Annotated in this window: 9 protein-coding genes; 3 read left to right on the top strand and 6 right to left on the bottom strand. The window is 41.5% G+C overall.

What is annotated here, in order from left to right:
• The 5 genes from ADG03_RS05435 to ADG03_RS05415 form a co-directional block, all read right to left on the bottom strand.
• Positions 1-7,499: Spy0128 family protein (locus ADG03_RS05435; protein WP_049520969.1), on the bottom strand; the 7,499-nt coding region annotated here is incomplete at its 3' end.
• A 248-nt stretch (positions 7,500-7,747) separates the two neighbouring features.
• Complete coding sequence (locus ADG03_RS05430; RefSeq protein WP_049472280.1) at positions 7,748-8,242, bottom strand: beta-class carbonic anhydrase; 495 nt, start codon at positions 8,240-8,242, stop codon at positions 7,748-7,750.
• Between the two features lie 143 nt (positions 8,243-8,385).
• Entirely contained in the window at positions 8,386-9,720 is a 1,335-nt protein-coding gene (radA, locus tag ADG03_RS05425; RefSeq protein ID WP_239667183.1) for a DNA repair protein RadA, read from the bottom strand.
• A gap of 20 nt (positions 9,721-9,740) precedes the next feature.
• Positions 9,741-10,208 (bottom strand): isochorismatase family protein, encoded by a 468-nt coding sequence (locus ADG03_RS05420; RefSeq protein ID WP_049472283.1) that lies wholly within the window; start codon positions 10,206-10,208, stop codon positions 9,741-9,743.
• A 9-nt stretch (positions 10,209-10,217) separates the two neighbouring features.
• Entirely contained in the window at positions 10,218-10,664 is a 447-nt protein-coding gene (locus ADG03_RS05415; RefSeq protein ID WP_023919767.1) for a dUTP diphosphatase, read from the bottom strand.
• A gap of 427 nt (positions 10,665-11,091) precedes the next feature.
• Here ADG03_RS05415 and ADG03_RS11975 point away from each other — a divergent pair, with 427 nt between their 5' ends.
• Positions 11,092-14,397: a SpaA isopeptide-forming pilin-related protein gene (locus tag ADG03_RS11975; RefSeq protein ID WP_049472284.1), complete on the top strand. Its 3,306-nt coding sequence runs from the start codon at positions 11,092-11,094 to the stop codon at positions 14,395-14,397.
• Between the two features lie 146 nt (positions 14,398-14,543).
• On the opposite strand, the gene ADG03_RS05405 is transcribed toward ADG03_RS11975, so the two are convergent.
• Positions 14,544-15,233, bottom strand: a complete 690-nt coding sequence (locus ADG03_RS05405; RefSeq protein WP_003012927.1) for a gamma-glutamyl-gamma-aminobutyrate hydrolase family protein — start codon at positions 15,231-15,233, stop codon at positions 14,544-14,546.
• Between the two features lie 272 nt (positions 15,234-15,505).
• On the opposite strand from ADG03_RS05405, the gene ADG03_RS05400 reads away from it, so the two are divergent.
• Together ADG03_RS05400 and galU are read left to right on the top strand one after the other, a co-directional pair.
• Positions 15,506-16,522, top strand: coding sequence for an NAD(P)H-dependent glycerol-3-phosphate dehydrogenase (locus ADG03_RS05400; protein ID WP_023919779.1), 1,017 nt, complete (start codon positions 15,506-15,508; stop codon positions 16,520-16,522).
• Positions 16,523-16,567: 45 nt separating this feature from the next.
• Positions 16,568-17,479 (top strand): UTP--glucose-1-phosphate uridylyltransferase GalU, encoded by a 912-nt coding sequence (gene galU, locus ADG03_RS05395; RefSeq protein WP_049472285.1) that lies wholly within the window; start codon positions 16,568-16,570, stop codon positions 17,477-17,479.
• Positions 17,480-17,796: the final 317 nt, after the last annotated feature.

Here is a 17,796-nt window from a genome sequence, read left to right as displayed (position 1 = left end):
AATTTAGTTGTATCCAACCATACTTGGTAAACCAACTTGTCGCCACGTTTCACAGTCTTCGTATTGATATTTTCTGCTTCATTGTTGTCTGTTTTGTCTACATATGGATCAGTATTTGTTTCACCATATTTATCAGTCAACTCGGCATCATCATCAAGAAGCTTGTTATCAGTGATAGAGAATTTCTCTGTATTCAAGACATATTTCTCTGGTTGGAACTTAGGTTCTTCTGGTGGACGAACTGTGTTATTGAATTCTTTATCAGCTGGTTCTGTCACGTTTGTGATCAAGGCTTTGGCTGTACCATCATGAGAAACAGTAACAGTTACAACTGCAGCCATTGTGTCGTAATCGACAGTTGCGTCTGTACCCTTAACCTCTGTCACAGTGTACTTGTAAGTACCTTCTTGACCCTTCTTGTATTTAAGGGCAGTAACAGTTTCACCAGCTTTATTAGTGTAATCTACTGGAGCAAACTTGATCTTACCAGCTGCATCGTTGGTTGCAGTTGCAATCACAACATTGTCGCTGTCTTTCAACTCGAATGTGAATTCGCCAGCTTTCAGATCACGGCCTTCCAATTTCTTAGTGAAGTTGAATTCTACTGAGATTGGAACACTGTTAACACGTTTTTCAGTTGGTTTGTTTGGTTTTTCAACAGTCTTGCTTACTGGGTTGTAGTAGTTAACAACTTGTGCTGCCTTGTTTTCGATATCTGCACCAGCTACGACATCGTCTTTCACTGTTGCTGGGATATCAAATTTATAGTAGCGTCCAAATTCGAACTTAGTAGTATCAATGATTTGAGTATTTTCAGCGTCGCCAAGTGACTTCGTGAAGCCATCTTTCAGGTTCGCTGTCAGAACACCATTGTTATCAGAGATATCGAATTTCGTCGTAACGTCTGCACCAGTAACTGAATCGTAAACCTTGATATCTGACGCATTAACAGTCAATTTATCCTTGTCGTAGTTATCTGTGATTCCTACTGTTTGGATATTTTCTTTGTTAGTTGCTGAGAATTTAGTTGTATCCAACCATACTTGGTAGTAAAGTTTTTGACCACGTTCAACTGTCTTAGTATTCAAGTTTTCATCTTCGTTGTTGGCAGTTGTATCGACATATGGATTGGTGTTTGTTTCACCATATTTATCTGTCAATTCAGAATCGTCATCAACGAGCTTAGTACCTGTAATATCGAATTTCGCTTTAGAAACAACGTATTTCTCTGGTTGGAACTTAGGTTCTGTTGGTGGAGTTACCTTGTTGTTGAATTCTTTATCAGCAGGTTCTGTCACGTTTGTGATCAAGGCTTTGGCAGTACCGTCATGAGAAACAGTAACGGTTACAACTGCAGACATTTCATCATAAGTGACAGTTGAGTCTGTACCCTTAACCTCTGTTACAGTGTACTTGTAAGTACCTTCTTGACCCTTCTGGTATTTAAGGGCAGTGACAGTTTTACCAGCTTTGTTTGTGTAATCAACTGGAGTGAACTTGAAGTTACCGTTTGCGTCGTTGGTTGCAGTCGCAATCACAACATTGTCGCTGTCTTTCAACTCGAATGTGAATTCGTTAGCTTTCAGTTCACGTCCTTCCAATTTCTTAGTGAAGTTAAATTCTACTGAGATTGGAACATTGTTGACACGTTTTTCAGTTGGTTTTTCAGGTTTTTCAACTTTCTTAGTAGTTGGGTTGTAATAGTTAACTACTTGAGCCGCAGTATTTTCGATATCTGCACCAGCTACCACATCGTCTTTCACTGTTGTTGGGATATCAAATTTATAGTAGCGTCCAAATTCGAATTTAGTTGTGTCGATGACTTGTGTGTTTTCTGCATCGCCAAGTGACTTCGTGAAGCCAGCTTTCAAGTTAGCAGTGATCACACCGTTGTTGACAGCGATATCGAATTTATCAGTTACTTCTGCACCTGTTACAGAGTCATAAGCTTTGATGTCAGCCGCATTAAGATTTAATTTAGCTTCATCATAGTTATCTGAGATACCAACTGTTTGGATGTTGTCCTTGTTAGCTGTATCAAATTTAGTTGTATCCAACCATACTTGGTAAACCAATTTAGAACCACGTTCAACAGTCTTAGTATTCAAGTTTTCTGCTTCGTTGTTTGATGCATCGTCTGCATATGGGTTCGCATTTGTATCTGCGTACTTGTCTGCCAACTCTCTATCATCGTCAACAAGCTTGTCACCAGTGATATCGTATTTCTCTTTAGAAACAACGTATTTCTCTGGTTGGAACTTAGGTTCTGTTGGAGGAGTTACACGGTTGTTAAATTCTTTATCAGCTGCATCTGTTACGTTGGCAACAATTGCTTTTGCTGTACCATCGTGTGAAACAACTACTTTAACAGTAGCAACCATTGTGTCGTATTTGACAGTTGCATCTGTACCAGGAGTTTCTTCTACTGTGTAGTTGTAAGTCTTACCAAGATCATCACGACCAAATTCAAGAGTCTTGAAGACAATCTTACCAGCAGCGTCATTCTTCACGCGTTCAACTTCAACGCCGTCTTTCTTCAATACGAATTCGAATTCCTTGGCTTGAAGTTCACGACCTTCCAAACGTTTCGTGAAGTTCATTTCCACTGGAACTGGAACGCTGTTGACACGTTTTTGTGTTGGTTTTTCAGGTTTTTCAACTGTCTTGCTTACTGGGTTGTAAACGTGAACTGTTTGGTTGGCTGTATTTTCAATATCAGCACCAGCTTTAACAGATTCTTTCACAGTTGCTGGAATATCAAATTTATAGTAACGTCCAAACTCGAACTTAGTTGTGTCGATAACAGGAGCGTTTACTTTATCTTTGATAAATTCATCTTTAGAAGTTGCAGTGATTGTACCATTTTCAACTTTGATGTCGAATTTATTGGTTACTTCTGCACCAGTTACTGAATCATATGCTTTGATGTCCGCTGCATTGACGTCCAATTTATCAGCGTCGTATGTATCAGATACACCAACGTATTGGATGTTGTTCGCTTCAGTGAATTTAGTTGTATCAAGCCATACTTGGTAAACCAATTTAGAACCACGTTTAACTGTCTTCGTATTCAAGTTTTCTGGTTCGTTGTTAGTTGTCTTGTCTACATATGGATCCGCATTTGTTTCAGTGTATTCATTTGTTAACTCATTGTCGTCATCCATCAACTTGTTACCAGTGATGTCATATTTCTCTTTAGAAACGACAAATTTTTCTGGTTGGAATTCTGGAGTTTCTGGAGGAGTGACTTTGTTGTTGAATTCTTTATCTGCAGTACCATCAGTAGCCTTACCGTTGGCATCTTTACCACCAGTTGAGGTAACGTTTGTAACAGTTGTCAATGAGTGACCGTTCTTGGCAACTTCAACTGTAACAGTCGCCTTCATTTGGTCGTAAGTCATTCCAAATTCTTTGTTTTCAGGAATCACTTCTTCTACTGTATACGTATGAGTACCAACTTTCGTATTGTCGAATGACAATTCTGAGAAGGTTACGTTACCGTCAGCATCATTTTTCACTGTTTCAACTTTGTTACCAGCAGCATCTTTCAATACGAAGCTGAATTCGCCTGCAGCCAATTTACGGCCAGCCAACTTCTTAGTGAAGTCAAATTTCGTTACAACTGGAGAAACCACATAGTTGTTAAACTCAGTGTCTTCTGGCATTGTAACAGCTGCGCTCAAGATACCTGTAGCTGCATTTTTGGTTACATTAACAGTTACGACTGCATTCATTGAATCGTAGTCGATGTTTGTATCTGCGCCAGCTACTTCACGTACAGTGTAAGTGTGTTCACCTACAGCGTTGTATTCAATCGCATCAAATGTGATAGATCCATCTGCTGCATTTTTCTTGGTTTGGATCACATTGCCATTTTCAAGCAATTCGAATGTGAAGGCATCCTTTGTAAGCTCTTTCCCTTCAAGACGTTTAGTGAACTTGAATTGAGCTTGAGTTGCAGCAGGTGTGAAGGTATTGTTGAACTCTGTATCTGCAGGAAGAGCATTTGTTGCTTTAAGAACGTGACCTTCTTTCGTAACAGTAATTGTTACTTCAGCTTTCATTGGGTCGTAAGTCATTCCTGCTTCAGAACCTTGGACTTCTTCTACAGTATACTTGTGAACACCTACTTGTGTATTGTCAAAGGTCAAATTATCAAAGGCTACAACACCTTGTTTAGTATTGGTCTTGGTTTGAAGAGTCTTACCATTTGCATCTTTCAATACAAATGTAAATTCGCCTTCTTTCAACTCACGGCCTGCAAGGGCTTTGCTGAAGTCGAAACGAGTCTTAACTGGAGCTACTGCAAAGTTGTTAAACTCTGTATCTGCCGGCATAGTAACTGCAGCGTTCAAAAGACCAGTTTGAGCGTCTTTTGTGACGTTAACAGTCACAACAGCGTTCATTGGATCATAATCGATATTCGTATCTGTTCCAGCTTTTTCACGTACAGTGTAAGTATGTGTACCTGCAGCAGCGTACGAGATTGCATCGAATTGGATGGTTCCATCCGCTGCATTTTGTTTAGTTTGGATGACGTTACCATTTTCAAGCAATTCAAATGTGAAGGCATCCTTAGTAAGCTCTTTCCCTTCCAATTTCTTAGTGAACTTGAATTGAGCTTGTGTAGCAACAGGTGTGAAGGTATTGTTGAACTCTCTATCTGCAGGAAGTGTATTTGTCGCTTTAAGAACGTGCCCTTCCTTAGTAACAGTAATTGTTACTTCAGCTTTCATTGGGTCATAAGTCATTCCTGCTTCAGAACCTTGAACTTCTTCTACAGTATACTTGTGCGTACCAACTTGTGTATTGTCAAAAGTTAAATCATCAAAGGCTACAACACCTTGTTTAGTATTGGTCTTGGTTTGAAGAGTCTTACCAGTTGAATCTTTCAATACAAAGCTAAATTCGCCTTCTTTCAACTCACGACCTGCAAGAGCCTTGCTGAAGTCAAAACGAGTCTTAACTGGAGCTACAACGTAGTTGTTGAAGATTTTATCATCTGCACTTGATTTGAATCCACCTTCACCAGTGTACTTAACTGAAGCTTGCAAATCACCATTAGCGTCTTTCGTAACCTTTACAGTCATGGTTACTTCCATAGCATCATAGTCGACATCCTTATCTGCACCTTTTACTTCAGTGATGGTATATGTATAAGTACCTTCTTTTTTAAATGACAATTCTGAGAAGCTTGCCTTACCATTTTTATTTGTGACAGTTTCTTCCACACCAGGCGAAGATGAGTTTTCCTTAATCTTGAAGCTGAACTCACCATCAACAAGCACACGTCCCTCAAGTTGTTTTTCAACTTCTGGTTTTACCTTGATGGTTTCTGTCTTGTCATAGTAGTAGATTGGTTGTTTGTATGGTGTCAAGGAGTTGAGCAAGTCAACGTTGGTACCAATACCTCCTACTCCACGTTCCAATTGTGAATTTGGTGAAAGGTGACCGATATTGTCTCCCAAGAAAGGAACAAAGACTGTCTTATACGGAGTGTAGCCAGCAGCCCATTGGAAATCGAACGGAACTGTCTTACCGTTTGGATAGTTCGTTTTTGCACCAGTTTTTGGATCAGTTACCGTATGCGCAATCGTTGTAAGCGGTGTCTTTTTGACTACTAGTTCTTCAGTATTAGCTTCTCCCGGCTTGATTGGTTTGGTCTCCGCTAAAAGCATATAACCGTCAGTGTTCAAAGTACCATCCGAACGTTTGCTTTGTTGTTTGGGATCTAGTAGGTAAACACGAACCACTACAGATCCATCTTCACCCACAATTTCTTTGATACGCTTAATTCCTGCACGCTCAGCATCCATGAATTTGGTACCAACGGTGTAAGGACGGCTTACATAACCAGAAGTTGTATCTGGATCTACCGTTTGATAAAGTTTATAAACTGTCTCTTTAGTAATACCATTTCCAAGATCTTCAGTTTGCTTGGTAAATTGGCGTTCTCCAGAAGCTGTGAATTTTTGCCCTTCCATAGCTTTTAGAGTATATTTAGCTAACTCAGTTTCATTGCCATTTTCTTTATAGTCCTGAGTTGTAACAGACTTACCAGTTTCCTTGTAGGTAGGGTTTTTCTTGTCAACAAGTTTATAGTAAGTGGTCTTTTCAACATTGGCAGGGATCTTAAAGTTTGTATCTGTAACTTGACGACCATTATATGTAGGTTCAACTGCATTTAAGATATCATTTGAATTACGTGCGTCATAAACAGCATCAAAGCGGGCTTGTTCAGCTGGAGTCAGGTTATGACCAGCAGCTACCAAAGCTTGAATCGCTGGACCAACTTCAAATCCCATTTGAATGAATGGTTGGTCTGTTTTACCAGGACCTTGACCAGCCCCTGCTTGGTAATCCACTTGCAGTGTCAACTCATTATTAGATTTTGGAGTGGTTGTAGTGAATTTTTGAACACCACTAGTTGCAGTGACTGTATGTGTTTCAACAACAGCACCTGTATTCTTATCGATCAGTTCAACTGTAGTATCTGTCGAACTATCAAAGTTTTTATAAGCACGTGCATAGTAGTTTGTGTTGTAACGGGCATTAAATTTTGTCAAATTCCAGATACCAAAAGTATAGAAATCTCCTTCTTTAGCTTGGTAACCAGCTGGAATTGTTTGAGAGTGCACAGATGCTCCGTTAGGATCTGTCATGTCAGGGTTAGCAGAAACATTCGAAGCAATGGTCGTTACAACATCAATCGGTGTCACATTATGGTCTGTCAAAGCACGTTTACCACGACGACGGCTACTTACAGCTAAAGCTCCTGCATTTGTACGTTCTTCATTAGCATTTGCCACAGCCACAGCAGCATTTGTACTTGCTACTCTATCTGATTGCGCAGCTGCTTCTGTACCAGTGATCGGAGCTGCTGAACTTACAGTAGCTGAAAAAGTAGTCGTTCCTGCTGGTGTAGCTGCTTCTTCTCTTGCAGCTGCTCTTTCTGAGCTTTCACCTGCTGCAGCAGAAGTTGCAGTAGGTTGAGCTGTGGTAGCCGCTGTTGTAGAAGCTGGTTTAGAGCTTGACTCTTTTTTCTTCTCTACAGGTTTGCTGGTTTCTGATGACGCTGTCGTTTTTGGAGCTTCTTCAGATTTTTTAGTTTCAGCTTTAGCTGGTTTTGCAGCTTCTTCAGCTTTCGCTTCCTTGTTTTCTGTAGCAGCTGGTGTTTCAGCTACTTCAGCTTTTTCAGTTGCTGGAGCTGGTGTTTCTGAAGTTGCAGCAGCAGTCCCAGAACGGTCAATTTTTGGAACTGATGCTCCTTCCCCGTATGCCTTAGAAGCACCAGGTGCTTCTGTTTGACTTGATTCTGTTGCAGCAGGTTGCGTTTCTGAAGTTGCTGTTTCTGCAGGTCCAGAGGCTGCTTTTGCTTCATCCGCTGACGCAGATTGAGCACCTGCAGCAAAGAGCGCTGTTCCTAAGAGAACAGAACAAACCCCAATGCTATATTTTCGTAAAGAAAAGCGTTGGCGTCTATTGAAAATATCCTTCATTTATAGGATCTCCTTTTTCATATTTCATGATTCCATGATACAAATAAAATTGTAACATTCTTGACATCAAGAGTCAATCTGTTGAAATTTAATTGTAATATTCTTGTTAAAATGTTATATTATACCACATATTTTTTAATATTTTGTGCCAAATTGTCACATTTTTTCCTATTTGGTTCAATTTTTTTACGCCAATAAAAAAGAGTTCAAGAAAACAAAGTCGTTTTGTTTTCTTGAACTCTTCTATTTTATTTCACTTCGGAGATCAATCCGGTATCCACATCATACACAGCTCCTGAAATCACTACATCCTCTGGAATCAAAGGGGAAGCTTTTAAAAGCTCCATATCTTCACGGACACTCTCTTCAATGTCTTGAAAGGGGAGGAAGTCACGCCCTCCCACATCTACTCCCAGTTCTTTCTTTAGATGCTGCCGGAAAGCTTCGTTTTCAAAGGTTTGTGCGCCACAGTCTGTATGGTGCAAGACGACGATTTCGCGGGTTCCCATCTGTTGCTGGGAAATAACCAAGGAGCGAATCATATCATCGGTCACGCGCCCTCCAGCATTCCGCAAAATGTGGGCATCTCCAAGAGCCAGACCTAGTGCAGGCGCTACGTGAAGCCGGGAATCCATACAGGTCACAATGGCTACTTGTGTTTTGGGCTTAATGGGAAGACGGAGGTCTCCATGTAGCGCCACATAAGCTTGGTTGGCTGTTAAAAAATTATCAAAATAAGACATGGTCTCTCCTTTATTCCTTTGAAATTCAAATCATCTATTATTTTACCACAACTCACTATTTCTGTCAGAGGGGACCTCCCGTCATCTGTCACATCTGAAAAAAAGCCTTAAACTTCCCGTTTAAGACTTTTCTACTATTAAAATTAAAATACTTTCTTCAAGACTTCAGACAGTGTACTTACACCGACCACTTCGATCCCAGATGGTGTCGAAATCCCCGTCAGAGAATTTTTCGGAACATAAATCTTGGTAAAACCGAGCTTGGCAGCTTCATTGATGCGTTGTTCGATCCGATTGACCCGGCGGACTTCTCCTGTCAAGCCCAACTCTCCAACGAAACACTCTTGCGGGTTGGTTGGCTTGTCCTTGTAGCTGGAGGCAATGGCTACGGCTACGGCTAGGTCGATAGCTGGCTCATCCAACTTGACACCACCTGCAGACTTGAGGTAGGCATCTTGATTTTGAAGCAAGAGGCCTGCTCGTTTTTCTAGCACTGCCATGATGAGACTAGCCCGGTTAAAATCAAGCCCTGTCGTCGTCCGCTTGGCATTCCCAAACATAGTCGGAGTCACCAAAGCCTGTACTTCTGCAAGAATAGGCCGCGTCCCCTCCATAGTCACAACGATTGACGAACCAGTTGCTCCATCCAAACGTTCTTCCAGAAAAACCTGACTCGGATTGAGGACCTCGACCAAGCCACCTGACTGCATCTCAAAGATCCCGATCTCATTGGTCGAGCCAAAGCGGTTTTTGACCGCTCTCAGAATCCGGAAGGTATGGTGGCGCTCGCCCTCAAAGTAGAGCACCGTATCCACCATGTGTTCCAGCATCCGAGGTCCTGCCAAGGTTCCTTCTTTGGTCACATGACCGACGATAAAGATGGCGATATTATTGGTCTTGGCCAGCTGCATGAGCTCAGCCGTTACCTCACGAACCTGAGAGACTGATCCCTGCACCCCTGAAATCTCAGGAGACATGATAGTCTGGATGGAGTCGATGATGAGAAAATCTGGCTGAATTCTCTCTACTTCTGCTCGCACGCTCTGCATATTAGTCTCAGCATAGAGATAAAACTCACTGTCGATATCCCCCAAGCGCTCTGCACGGAGTTTGATCTGCTGGGCCGACTCCTCTCCACTGACATAGAGAACCGTTCCCACTTGAGATAGCTGGGTCGACACTTGAAGGAGAAGGGTCGATTTCCCAATCCCAGGATCCCCACCGATGAGGACGAGACTTCCTGGCACAACCCCGCCACCAAGCACTCGGTTAAACTCCTCCATCTCCGTCTTAGTTCGATGCACATTGATAGAAGTCACCTCAGCTAATTTCATGGGTTTGGTCTTTTCACCCGTCAAGGACACACGCGCATTCTTAACCTCGGTGACCTCAACTTCCTCGACAAAAGAAGACCAAGATCCACAGTTTGGACAGCGGCCTAGATACTTGGGTGAATTGTAGGCACAATTTTGACAAATAAAAGTCGTTTTTTTCTTAGCTATGATGATTCTCCTTCTACTGCGACTCCTATAGAGCGCCACTTATACAATGTATTTTGAAATTTCTTTTGGTTGGCAACTCCGACAGCAGACAAATCGACAGAAACCTGATAATTCTCCTTGACAGCTGCCAAAACGGAAGCCTTGACACAGCCATTGCCATCCACCCCTATAAACTCTATGCTTTTAGCACCGTTTCCCTCTAAAAAATCTTTTAAATCTGGATTAGTAAAGCAAGAAGCCCGACGCTTCTCAAAAATACGAGAAGATACAACCAGCAAGCCGGTCGTAAATTTCTTCTTTCTATCTTTTCTCTCCCAGAAAAAACGATTGAGAATATAGATAACTCGTTCGCTAGGATAGGTAGCAATTTTGTCATTTACAGCTGCAGTCAGTTCTTCATGATATGCTTTTCCTACAGCAACATAATCTGACTGCATGTCTACAACTAATAAATAGTCTGCCATTTTATTCCTCTATTTCCCTGTCGAACCAAATCCACCAGTACGCACGCCGTCTGCTTCATCTCCATCGGCAATCAAGAATGGTGCAAAGACAGCCTGAACCACACGTTCACCAACTTCAAGAACAACTTCCTGGTCGGTAATATTTTTCATCTGAGCAAAGATATGGCCTTCATTTCCTGGATTGCCATAGTAGTCTCCATCAATGACCCCCACAGAGTTGATCAAGACCAGGCCTTTTTTGCGAGGGTTGGACGAGCGATCGTAAAGATAAAGCACTTCACCCGCTTGCATATAGGCCTTGACCCCAGTTGGCACGAGGACGATTTCCCCTGGAGCAATCACCGTGCGCTCTGCCACCTTTAAGTCGTAACCAGCCGCGTGGGCCGTTTCCCGTTTTGGCAGTAAGTCCTGATTGGTATAGCTTGATACAAGCTCAAATCCGCGAATTTTTGTCATCATAATTCCTCTTTTATCTAAATAGTTTCCATCTCTTCTATTATACCATCACTTTGCCCTAGCGTCTCCCCTATACTACTATTCGTATTTTTTGAGTAAAAACCTCCTTTTTCACCTTCATTATTTGTAAATTATATGATACTTTCATGGTTGTTTTCTAAAAGAAAGTGAAAGTTAATGAAACAGCTTAAAAACACCTAATTTCACCGATTTTAGCTTGAAGCCAATTATTATTTTTGCTATAATTCCCTGTGTAGGGAATAATTTTAAAAGTAAAATATTTTACCCTATAAAATTATTTAATGGAGGTCGTGTCTCAGCACTCAATTCTAATTACCAACAGATAGGATTTGAAAGGTCCATATCGTTAAAAGTAATCAGGTATTGATGATTAGGCACTAATTTTTTTATGAAAAGGGAAGATAAGATGAAGAATAGGAATATCAAAATTTTCTCATTTGTCCTTTGTTTAGTGGCCATGCTTTTCGCTTTAGGTCTGAATCGCACTTCAGCAGAAACTCCTGGAGTGACAGTAAGCGGAAAATGGGTCGATACAATTTCAAACATACAAGTTTCCAATAATGAAGGCGGCAACCTTGATTGGGAATTAGGACAATGGGCAACGTTCCGTATTAATGCAACATATGATTTAGCAGGTAAAAATGTTAAAGCAGGTGACCAAACTACAGTTACCGTACCAGATGCATTAATTATCACATCCGATAGTTTTGAAATTCGCGATATTAACACAAATGAAATTATCGCTCATGCTACTGTTGATGCTGAAAATAAAAAATTAACATTAACGTATACAGACTATGTTGAAAAACATTCCGATACAAATGGATCGTTCTTCTTCTATGCCCGTATCGACTTCAAAAAGCACCCTCAACAAGGAGAAATTCCGGTTGAAGTGACGGTTAACAACAAAACAATTATTGCAGGTAAAGTTACCTTTAAAGGGGTTGGTGATGGTGATCCAAACCTTTTAAAGAAAACAAGTTGGGTTCACAAAGATGACCCTAAGACTATTTCCTATACCATTTCTGTGAACCAACTAAAGCAAAATATTAAAGAGGTTACAGTAGAAGACACATTGCAATTTACCAATGCTTCTTATGTTAAAGATAGTTTTCGTGTGACAAAAGGTGAGATGTCTTATGTCGATGGTGGATGGCAATTTAATAATACTAAGGATGTAACCAATGAACATCCTGTAACTGTTGGTGAAAATGGTCAATCATTTGTTGTGAATCTTGGAGATATTAGTGAGACGGATCAATACCGTATTACGTATGATGTTCATTTAAATTACTCACCAGTCGATGGGGAAATCTTAAATAACCAGGCTACTTTAAAAGGTAAGAACATCGATACTAAAGAAGCAGTAAATAAAGCTGCCGTTCAAATTGCTGGTGGTTCTGGTGTTGGTTATGTCTTTACCATTCATATTCACAAAGTAGATGATGCTAACCAACCACTTGCTGGAGCTAAATTCAAAGTGGTACGTCAGGCCAACAACCAAGTAATCGGGGAATATGTAACAGATGATAAAGGTAACATTACAGTCAATGGTCTTTTAAAAGATAAATACATCTTAACTGAGTTACAAGCACCTGAAGGTTATACCATTACTACTGCTGATACCCCAGTTAATGCTGAAGACTTTAGTGGAACTGATAAATCAGTGACGAAGACAATCGTCAATCCAAAAGCAAAACCTAAAGCAACTCAAGCTACCATCGAATTAGATAAAACTCTTACAGGACGTGATCTAACAGATGGTGAATTTAGCTTTGAATTGTACGAGGGTGCTAACAAGCTTCAAACTGTTACAAACAAAAACGGAAAAGTAACATTTGCACCAATTGAGTACACCGAAGAAGGTGAACACACTTACACTGTTAAGGAAGTAGCTGGAAATACCCCAGGTATTACCTATGACAAGACTGATAAACAAGTAACTGTTAAGGTGAAAAAAGATGGCGACAACCTGAAAGCAGATGTGGCTTATCCAGATAATAAAACCTTCTCAAATACTTATACGGCTCCTCAACCAGCAAAAGCTAAAATTTCAGCTAGCAAGATTTTAGAAGGTGCTGAATTGAAGAATGGCGAATTCAATTTCCAATTGTTGGATGAAACCGGAAAAGTTCTTCAAACAAAACAAAATGCTGCAGATGGTACGGTAACCTTTGATGACATTTCATATTCATCAGAGGACGCAGGAAAAACCTTCCACTACACGATTAAAGAAGTTATTCCTGAAAGCAAAGCAAAAGGAATGACCTACGATGAAGGAACTATTGATGTGACTGTAACTGTCACAAAAGATGATGCAAGCAATACACTCAAAGCTTCTGTGGCATATGGTGAGAAGAAATCTTTCAAAAATACTTTTGTTACAAGTGAAATCCCACCAACTCCACCGACTGTTGACAAACCTGAATTGAAACTGTACAACATTCAATTGCACAAAGCTAACGCAGATGGAAATGCTCTTGCAGGTGCTGTATTTGGTCTCTTTGAAGCTGATGGTAGTACTCCTGTAGCAAATCCTTATGGAGAAGGTCAAGCGACAGCTACTTCATCAGATGAAGAAGGTAAGAAGGGGCTTGTAACCTTTACAGGATTGGAAGCAAGAGATTATGTTATCAAAGAACTGACAGCCCCATCTGGTTATCAACTATCAACAGATGTGATTAAAGTTTCTGCTAGCGAGTTGAAAGCTGCGACTAACCTCGTCGTAGATAAAGGAACAGTGGTCAACAAACCATTCACTTCAATTCCGCCAACTCCTCCAACTGTTGACAAACCTGAATTGAAACTTTACAGCATTCAATTACATAAAGTCAACAATGAAGGGAAACCACTTGTTGGAGCTGTCTTTGGACTCTTTGAGGCAGATGGTACAACTCCAGTTGCCAACCCATATGGAGAAGGTCAAGCGACTGCGACTTCAGATGCGAATGGTCTTGTAACCTTTACAGGATTAGAAGCAAAAGATTATGTAGTGAGAGAGCTTACAGCTCCAGACGGTTACCAATTATCAGATGAAGTCATCAAGATCGCAGCTAGTGATTTGGTTGCTTCAAACAGTGTAGTAGATAAAGGAAATGTCGTTAACAAACCGTTTACTTCAATTCCACCAACTCCTCCGACTGTTGATAAACCTAAATTAAAACTTTACAATATTCAGTTGCATAAAGTGGACGCAGATGGAAATGCTCTTGCAGGCGCTGTATTCGGTCTCTTTGAAGCTGATGGTGTCACACCAGTTGCCAACCCTTATGGAGAAGGACAAGCGACTGCTACTTCTGATGAGCATGGTCTTGTTTCCTTCACTGGATTGGAAGCAAGAGATTATGTTATTAAGGAGTTGACAGCGCCAGCTGGCTACCAATTATTAACGGATGTTATTACTGTATCTGCTAGCGAATTAAAAGCTGCACCTAACCTTGTAGTAGACAAGGGGACAGTTATAAACTATCTAACACCACCAAACACACCACCAAACACACCACCAACTCCGCCTACTACACCACCAACTCCGCCTACTACACCGTCAACAGACAAACCAAAAGGAGATAAACCTTCTGGAAGTCAACCAAAAGAAGATAAGAAACATACCCTTCCTTCTACAGGTGAAACAGTAAGTGCTGGACTTGTTGCAGCAGGACTTGCGCTTGCAGGTGCTGGAAGCATGCTCGTTGCCAAAAAACGCGACGAATAATTCTAAAACAGGTTTTCATCTAGCATTGCTAGATGGACCTGTTTTTTTATTGATGACCGTCCTGTTTTCTGATCTTATTTCCAGTATTTTTGCGTCCTTTCTAAGACACAAAAAAGAGATCGCCTCAAGTCCAACCTCTAATTTCATTATAATTCCTGTAATAAATAACGGAAGAGTTCTAAATTCCCTTTTTCTTCATTGACCAGGTATTCTGGATGCCATTGCAAGCCCATAATGCGATGACCATCTACAGCTTCAATGGCTTCGATGGTGTGATCGCGCGGATCAAAGGCGGTCGCACGGAAATTCGGTGCAAGATCCTTGATACTTTGGCGGTGCACAGAATTAATCCGACTGGCCTGACCAAAGAGTTGTTCCACCACACTGCCTTTTTTAGTCTGGATAGAATGGGAAGTCCCAAACGGAAGTCCTTGCCAATGCCCTTCGATCTCTTGGTTGAGTGTTCCTCCAAAAGCCACATTGATCAACTGAACCCCACGGCAGATTCCTAGAACCGGTTTGTTTTGGCGTACTGCTTCCTTCAGTAGGGCAAGCTCAAATTGGTCCCGTTCGATATTGTAATCATCACTTTCGATGGTTTTTTCTTCGCCATAGAGACTAGGATCGACATTTTGGCCTCCACTTAAGATCAATTTGTCAATCGTTTCAACATAGTCCTTAACTAAGGAAGGATCCCCCATCGGGATGACCATTGGAAGTCCACCTGCTTGACGAATCCCTTCCGCAAACTGACTAGATACAGAGGAATGAAGGTTTTTCCCTTCCGGGTCCACCGGACAGAGATTAGCGGATACTCCAACAATTGTTCTGCACATATTCATTCCTCCTTCATTTTTACTAATACTTATGTTACCACCCATTAGTGATAGTGTCTAATATGTATTTTTTAAAACCGTGATAGATTTTATTTATCACCCTCACCTTCCTCACAAAACAATTGATGATCATACAAGTTTTTTTACCTATATTATGTTAAAATAGAGAGGAAAATAGAATCGTCCTTCAAGGCACACATTCGGCCGTTTCGAAGGCGCAAGCGCTAGATTTCTAGCCTTGTTGAAAAATAGACATAGAAATGGAAGATACAATGGAAAAACAAACCGTTGCAGTATTGGGTCCTGGTTCATGGGGAACAGCCCTTTCACAAGTCCTCAATGATAACGGCCATGAAGTCCGTCTCTGGGGAAATATCCAAGAACAAATCGATGAAATCAATACCGCTCATACCAATCAACGCTATTTCAAAGATATCGTTATTAGCGAAGACATCACTGCTACGACTGATTTGAAAGCAGCTTTGGACGGTGTGGACGCTATCCTCTTTGTCGTTCCTACAAAGGTGACCCGTTTGGTGGCGAAACAAGTCGCTGAAACACTGGATCACCCTGTAACAGTCATGCATGCTTCTAAAGGGCTAGAACCTGGTACACACGATCGAATTTCTCAAATCCTTGAAGAAGAAATTCCTGCTTCTCTTCGCAGCGAGGTGGTGGTCGTTTCTGGACCTAGTCACGCCGAAGAAACTATCGTACGGGACATCACCCTCATTACAGCTGCCTCAATAGATTTAGAAGCCGCACGTTATGTTCAAGAACTCTTTAGCAATCACTACTTCCGCCTCTACACCAATACCGATGTTATCGGAGTGGAAACTGCTGGAGCCTTGAAGAATATCATTGCTGTCGGAGCTGGGGCCCTGCACGGTCTTGGTTATGGTGACAATGCCAAAGCAGCTATCATCACGCGTGGTCTCGCTGAAATCACGCGCCTTGGCGTTAAGCTAGGAGCTAGCCCCTTGACCTATAGCGGTTTGTCTGGGGTTGGTGACTTGATCGTTACCGGTACTTCTGTTCACTCTCGCAACTGGCGAGCTGGGGATGCTCTCGGACGTGGCGAAAAATTGGAAGATATCGAAGCCAACATGGGCATGATCATTGAAGGGATCTCTACGACCAAAGTCGCCCACGAGCTGGCCCAAGAACTGGATGTCTACATGCCGATTACACAAGCCATTTACCAAGTCATCTACGAAGGGAAAGATATCCGCGAAGCCATCCACCACATGATGAGCAATGAATTTAAAGAAGAAAATGAGTGGAAATAAGTCAACCACCCTAACATCAATCCTACCTTTTAGAAAGGAAACCGCATGACTAAAGTTAGAAAAGCAGTCATTCCTGCAGCTGGCTTAGGGACCCGCTTCCTCCCAGCTACCAAAGCTCTGGCAAAAGAAATGTTGCCAATCGTTGACAAACCGACGATCCAATTTATTGTAGAGGAAGCTCTCAAATCAGGTATCGAAGACATTCTGGTTGTAACGGGCAAATCAAAACGTTCAATCGAAGACCACTTCGATTCAAATTTTGAACTAGAGTATAACCTCAAAGAAAAAGGGAAAAATGACCTTTTGAAATTAGTAGACGAAACAACAGGGATGCGTCTCCACTTCATTCGTCAAAAACATCCCCGTGGACTTGGAGACGCTGTTCTTCAGGCTAAAGCCTTCGTTGGAAATGAGCCTTTCGTCGTCATGTTGGGAGATGACCTCATGGATATCACCAATGATGATGCCCTACCATTGACCAAACAATTAATGAACGACTACGATGAAACCCATGCATCAACGATCGCTGTGATGAAAGTCCCTCACGAAGAGGTTTCTGCTTACGGAGTCATTGCCCCGCAAGGAGAAGGAATCAACGGACTTTATAGCGTTGAAACCTTTGTAGAAAAACCAGCACCCGAGCAGGCACCAAGTGACCTTGCCATTATCGGACGCTACCTCTTAACTCCTGAGATCTTTGATATTCTTGCAAATCAAGAACCAGGTGCTGGCAATGAAATTCAATTGACGGATGCGATCGACACCCTCAATAAGACCCAACGAGTCTTTGCCCGTGAATTTAAAGGCCAACGCTACGATGTTGGTGATAAATTCGGCTTCATGAAAACTTCGATCGACTATGCCTTGAAACACCCTCAAGTCAAAAATGATCTTAAACAATATATTATCGACCTTGGAAAAAAATTAGAAGCATCTGAGAAAGCGACCGAGGAGTAAAAAATACTCACCACAACTTTTCGACTACAGCTTAAAGAGACCGGACTATATGTCCGGCCTCTTTCTATGTAGTACATAAAAAAGCTCAGCTGATTCTTCAAAAAATAAGAAAAATTTAATTTTTTTTTGAGTCATTGAAAAAGGAACTGGAACTTTCCGCTGTGAGAAAAGTGCCTGAAACACAGTTGTTCAGGCACTCGGAATTATTGAGAGTAAAACAGCTTGGGAAACTGTTTTAGCCTGAGCCCAGAAATTAAAGAGCGAAGGGGCTCAATAATTAGTCATGGAACTTCGTAGAAGTTCGCTGACGTCCGTAC

The sequence above is a fragment of the Streptococcus parasanguinis genome (assembly GCF_001069785.1).
Lineage (GTDB): Bacteria > Bacillota > Bacilli > Lactobacillales > Streptococcaceae > Streptococcus > Streptococcus parasanguinis_T.
This window is presented reverse-complemented; position numbering and strand designations above follow the sequence as displayed.

What these genes read in the sequence shown, in the direction of transcription:
- ADG03_RS05400 (WP_023919779.1), top strand. Translation starts at nt 15,506, where the DNA reads ATGGAAAAACAAACCGTTGCAGTATTGGGTCCTGGTTCATGGGGAACA.
- galU (WP_049472285.1), top strand. Translation starts at nt 16,568, where the DNA reads ATGACTAAAGTTAGAAAAGCAGTCATTCCTGCAGCTGGCTTAGGGACC.
- ADG03_RS11975 (WP_049472284.1), top strand. Translation starts at nt 11,092, where the DNA reads ATGAAGAATAGGAATATCAAAATTTTCTCATTTGTCCTTTGTTTAGTG.
- ADG03_RS05415 (WP_023919767.1), bottom strand. Translation starts at nt 10,664, where the DNA reads ATGACAAAAATTCGCGGATTTGAGCTTGTATCAAGCTATACCAATCAG.
- ADG03_RS05420 (WP_049472283.1), bottom strand. Translation starts at nt 10,208, where the DNA reads ATGGCAGACTATTTATTAGTTGTAGACATGCAGTCAGATTATGTTGCT.
- ADG03_RS05430 (WP_049472280.1), bottom strand. Translation starts at nt 8,242, where the DNA reads ATGTCTTATTTTGATAATTTTTTAACAGCCAACCAAGCTTATGTGGCG.
- ADG03_RS05405 (WP_003012927.1), bottom strand. Translation starts at nt 15,233, where the DNA reads ATGTGCAGAACAATTGTTGGAGTATCCGCTAATCTCTGTCCGGTGGAC.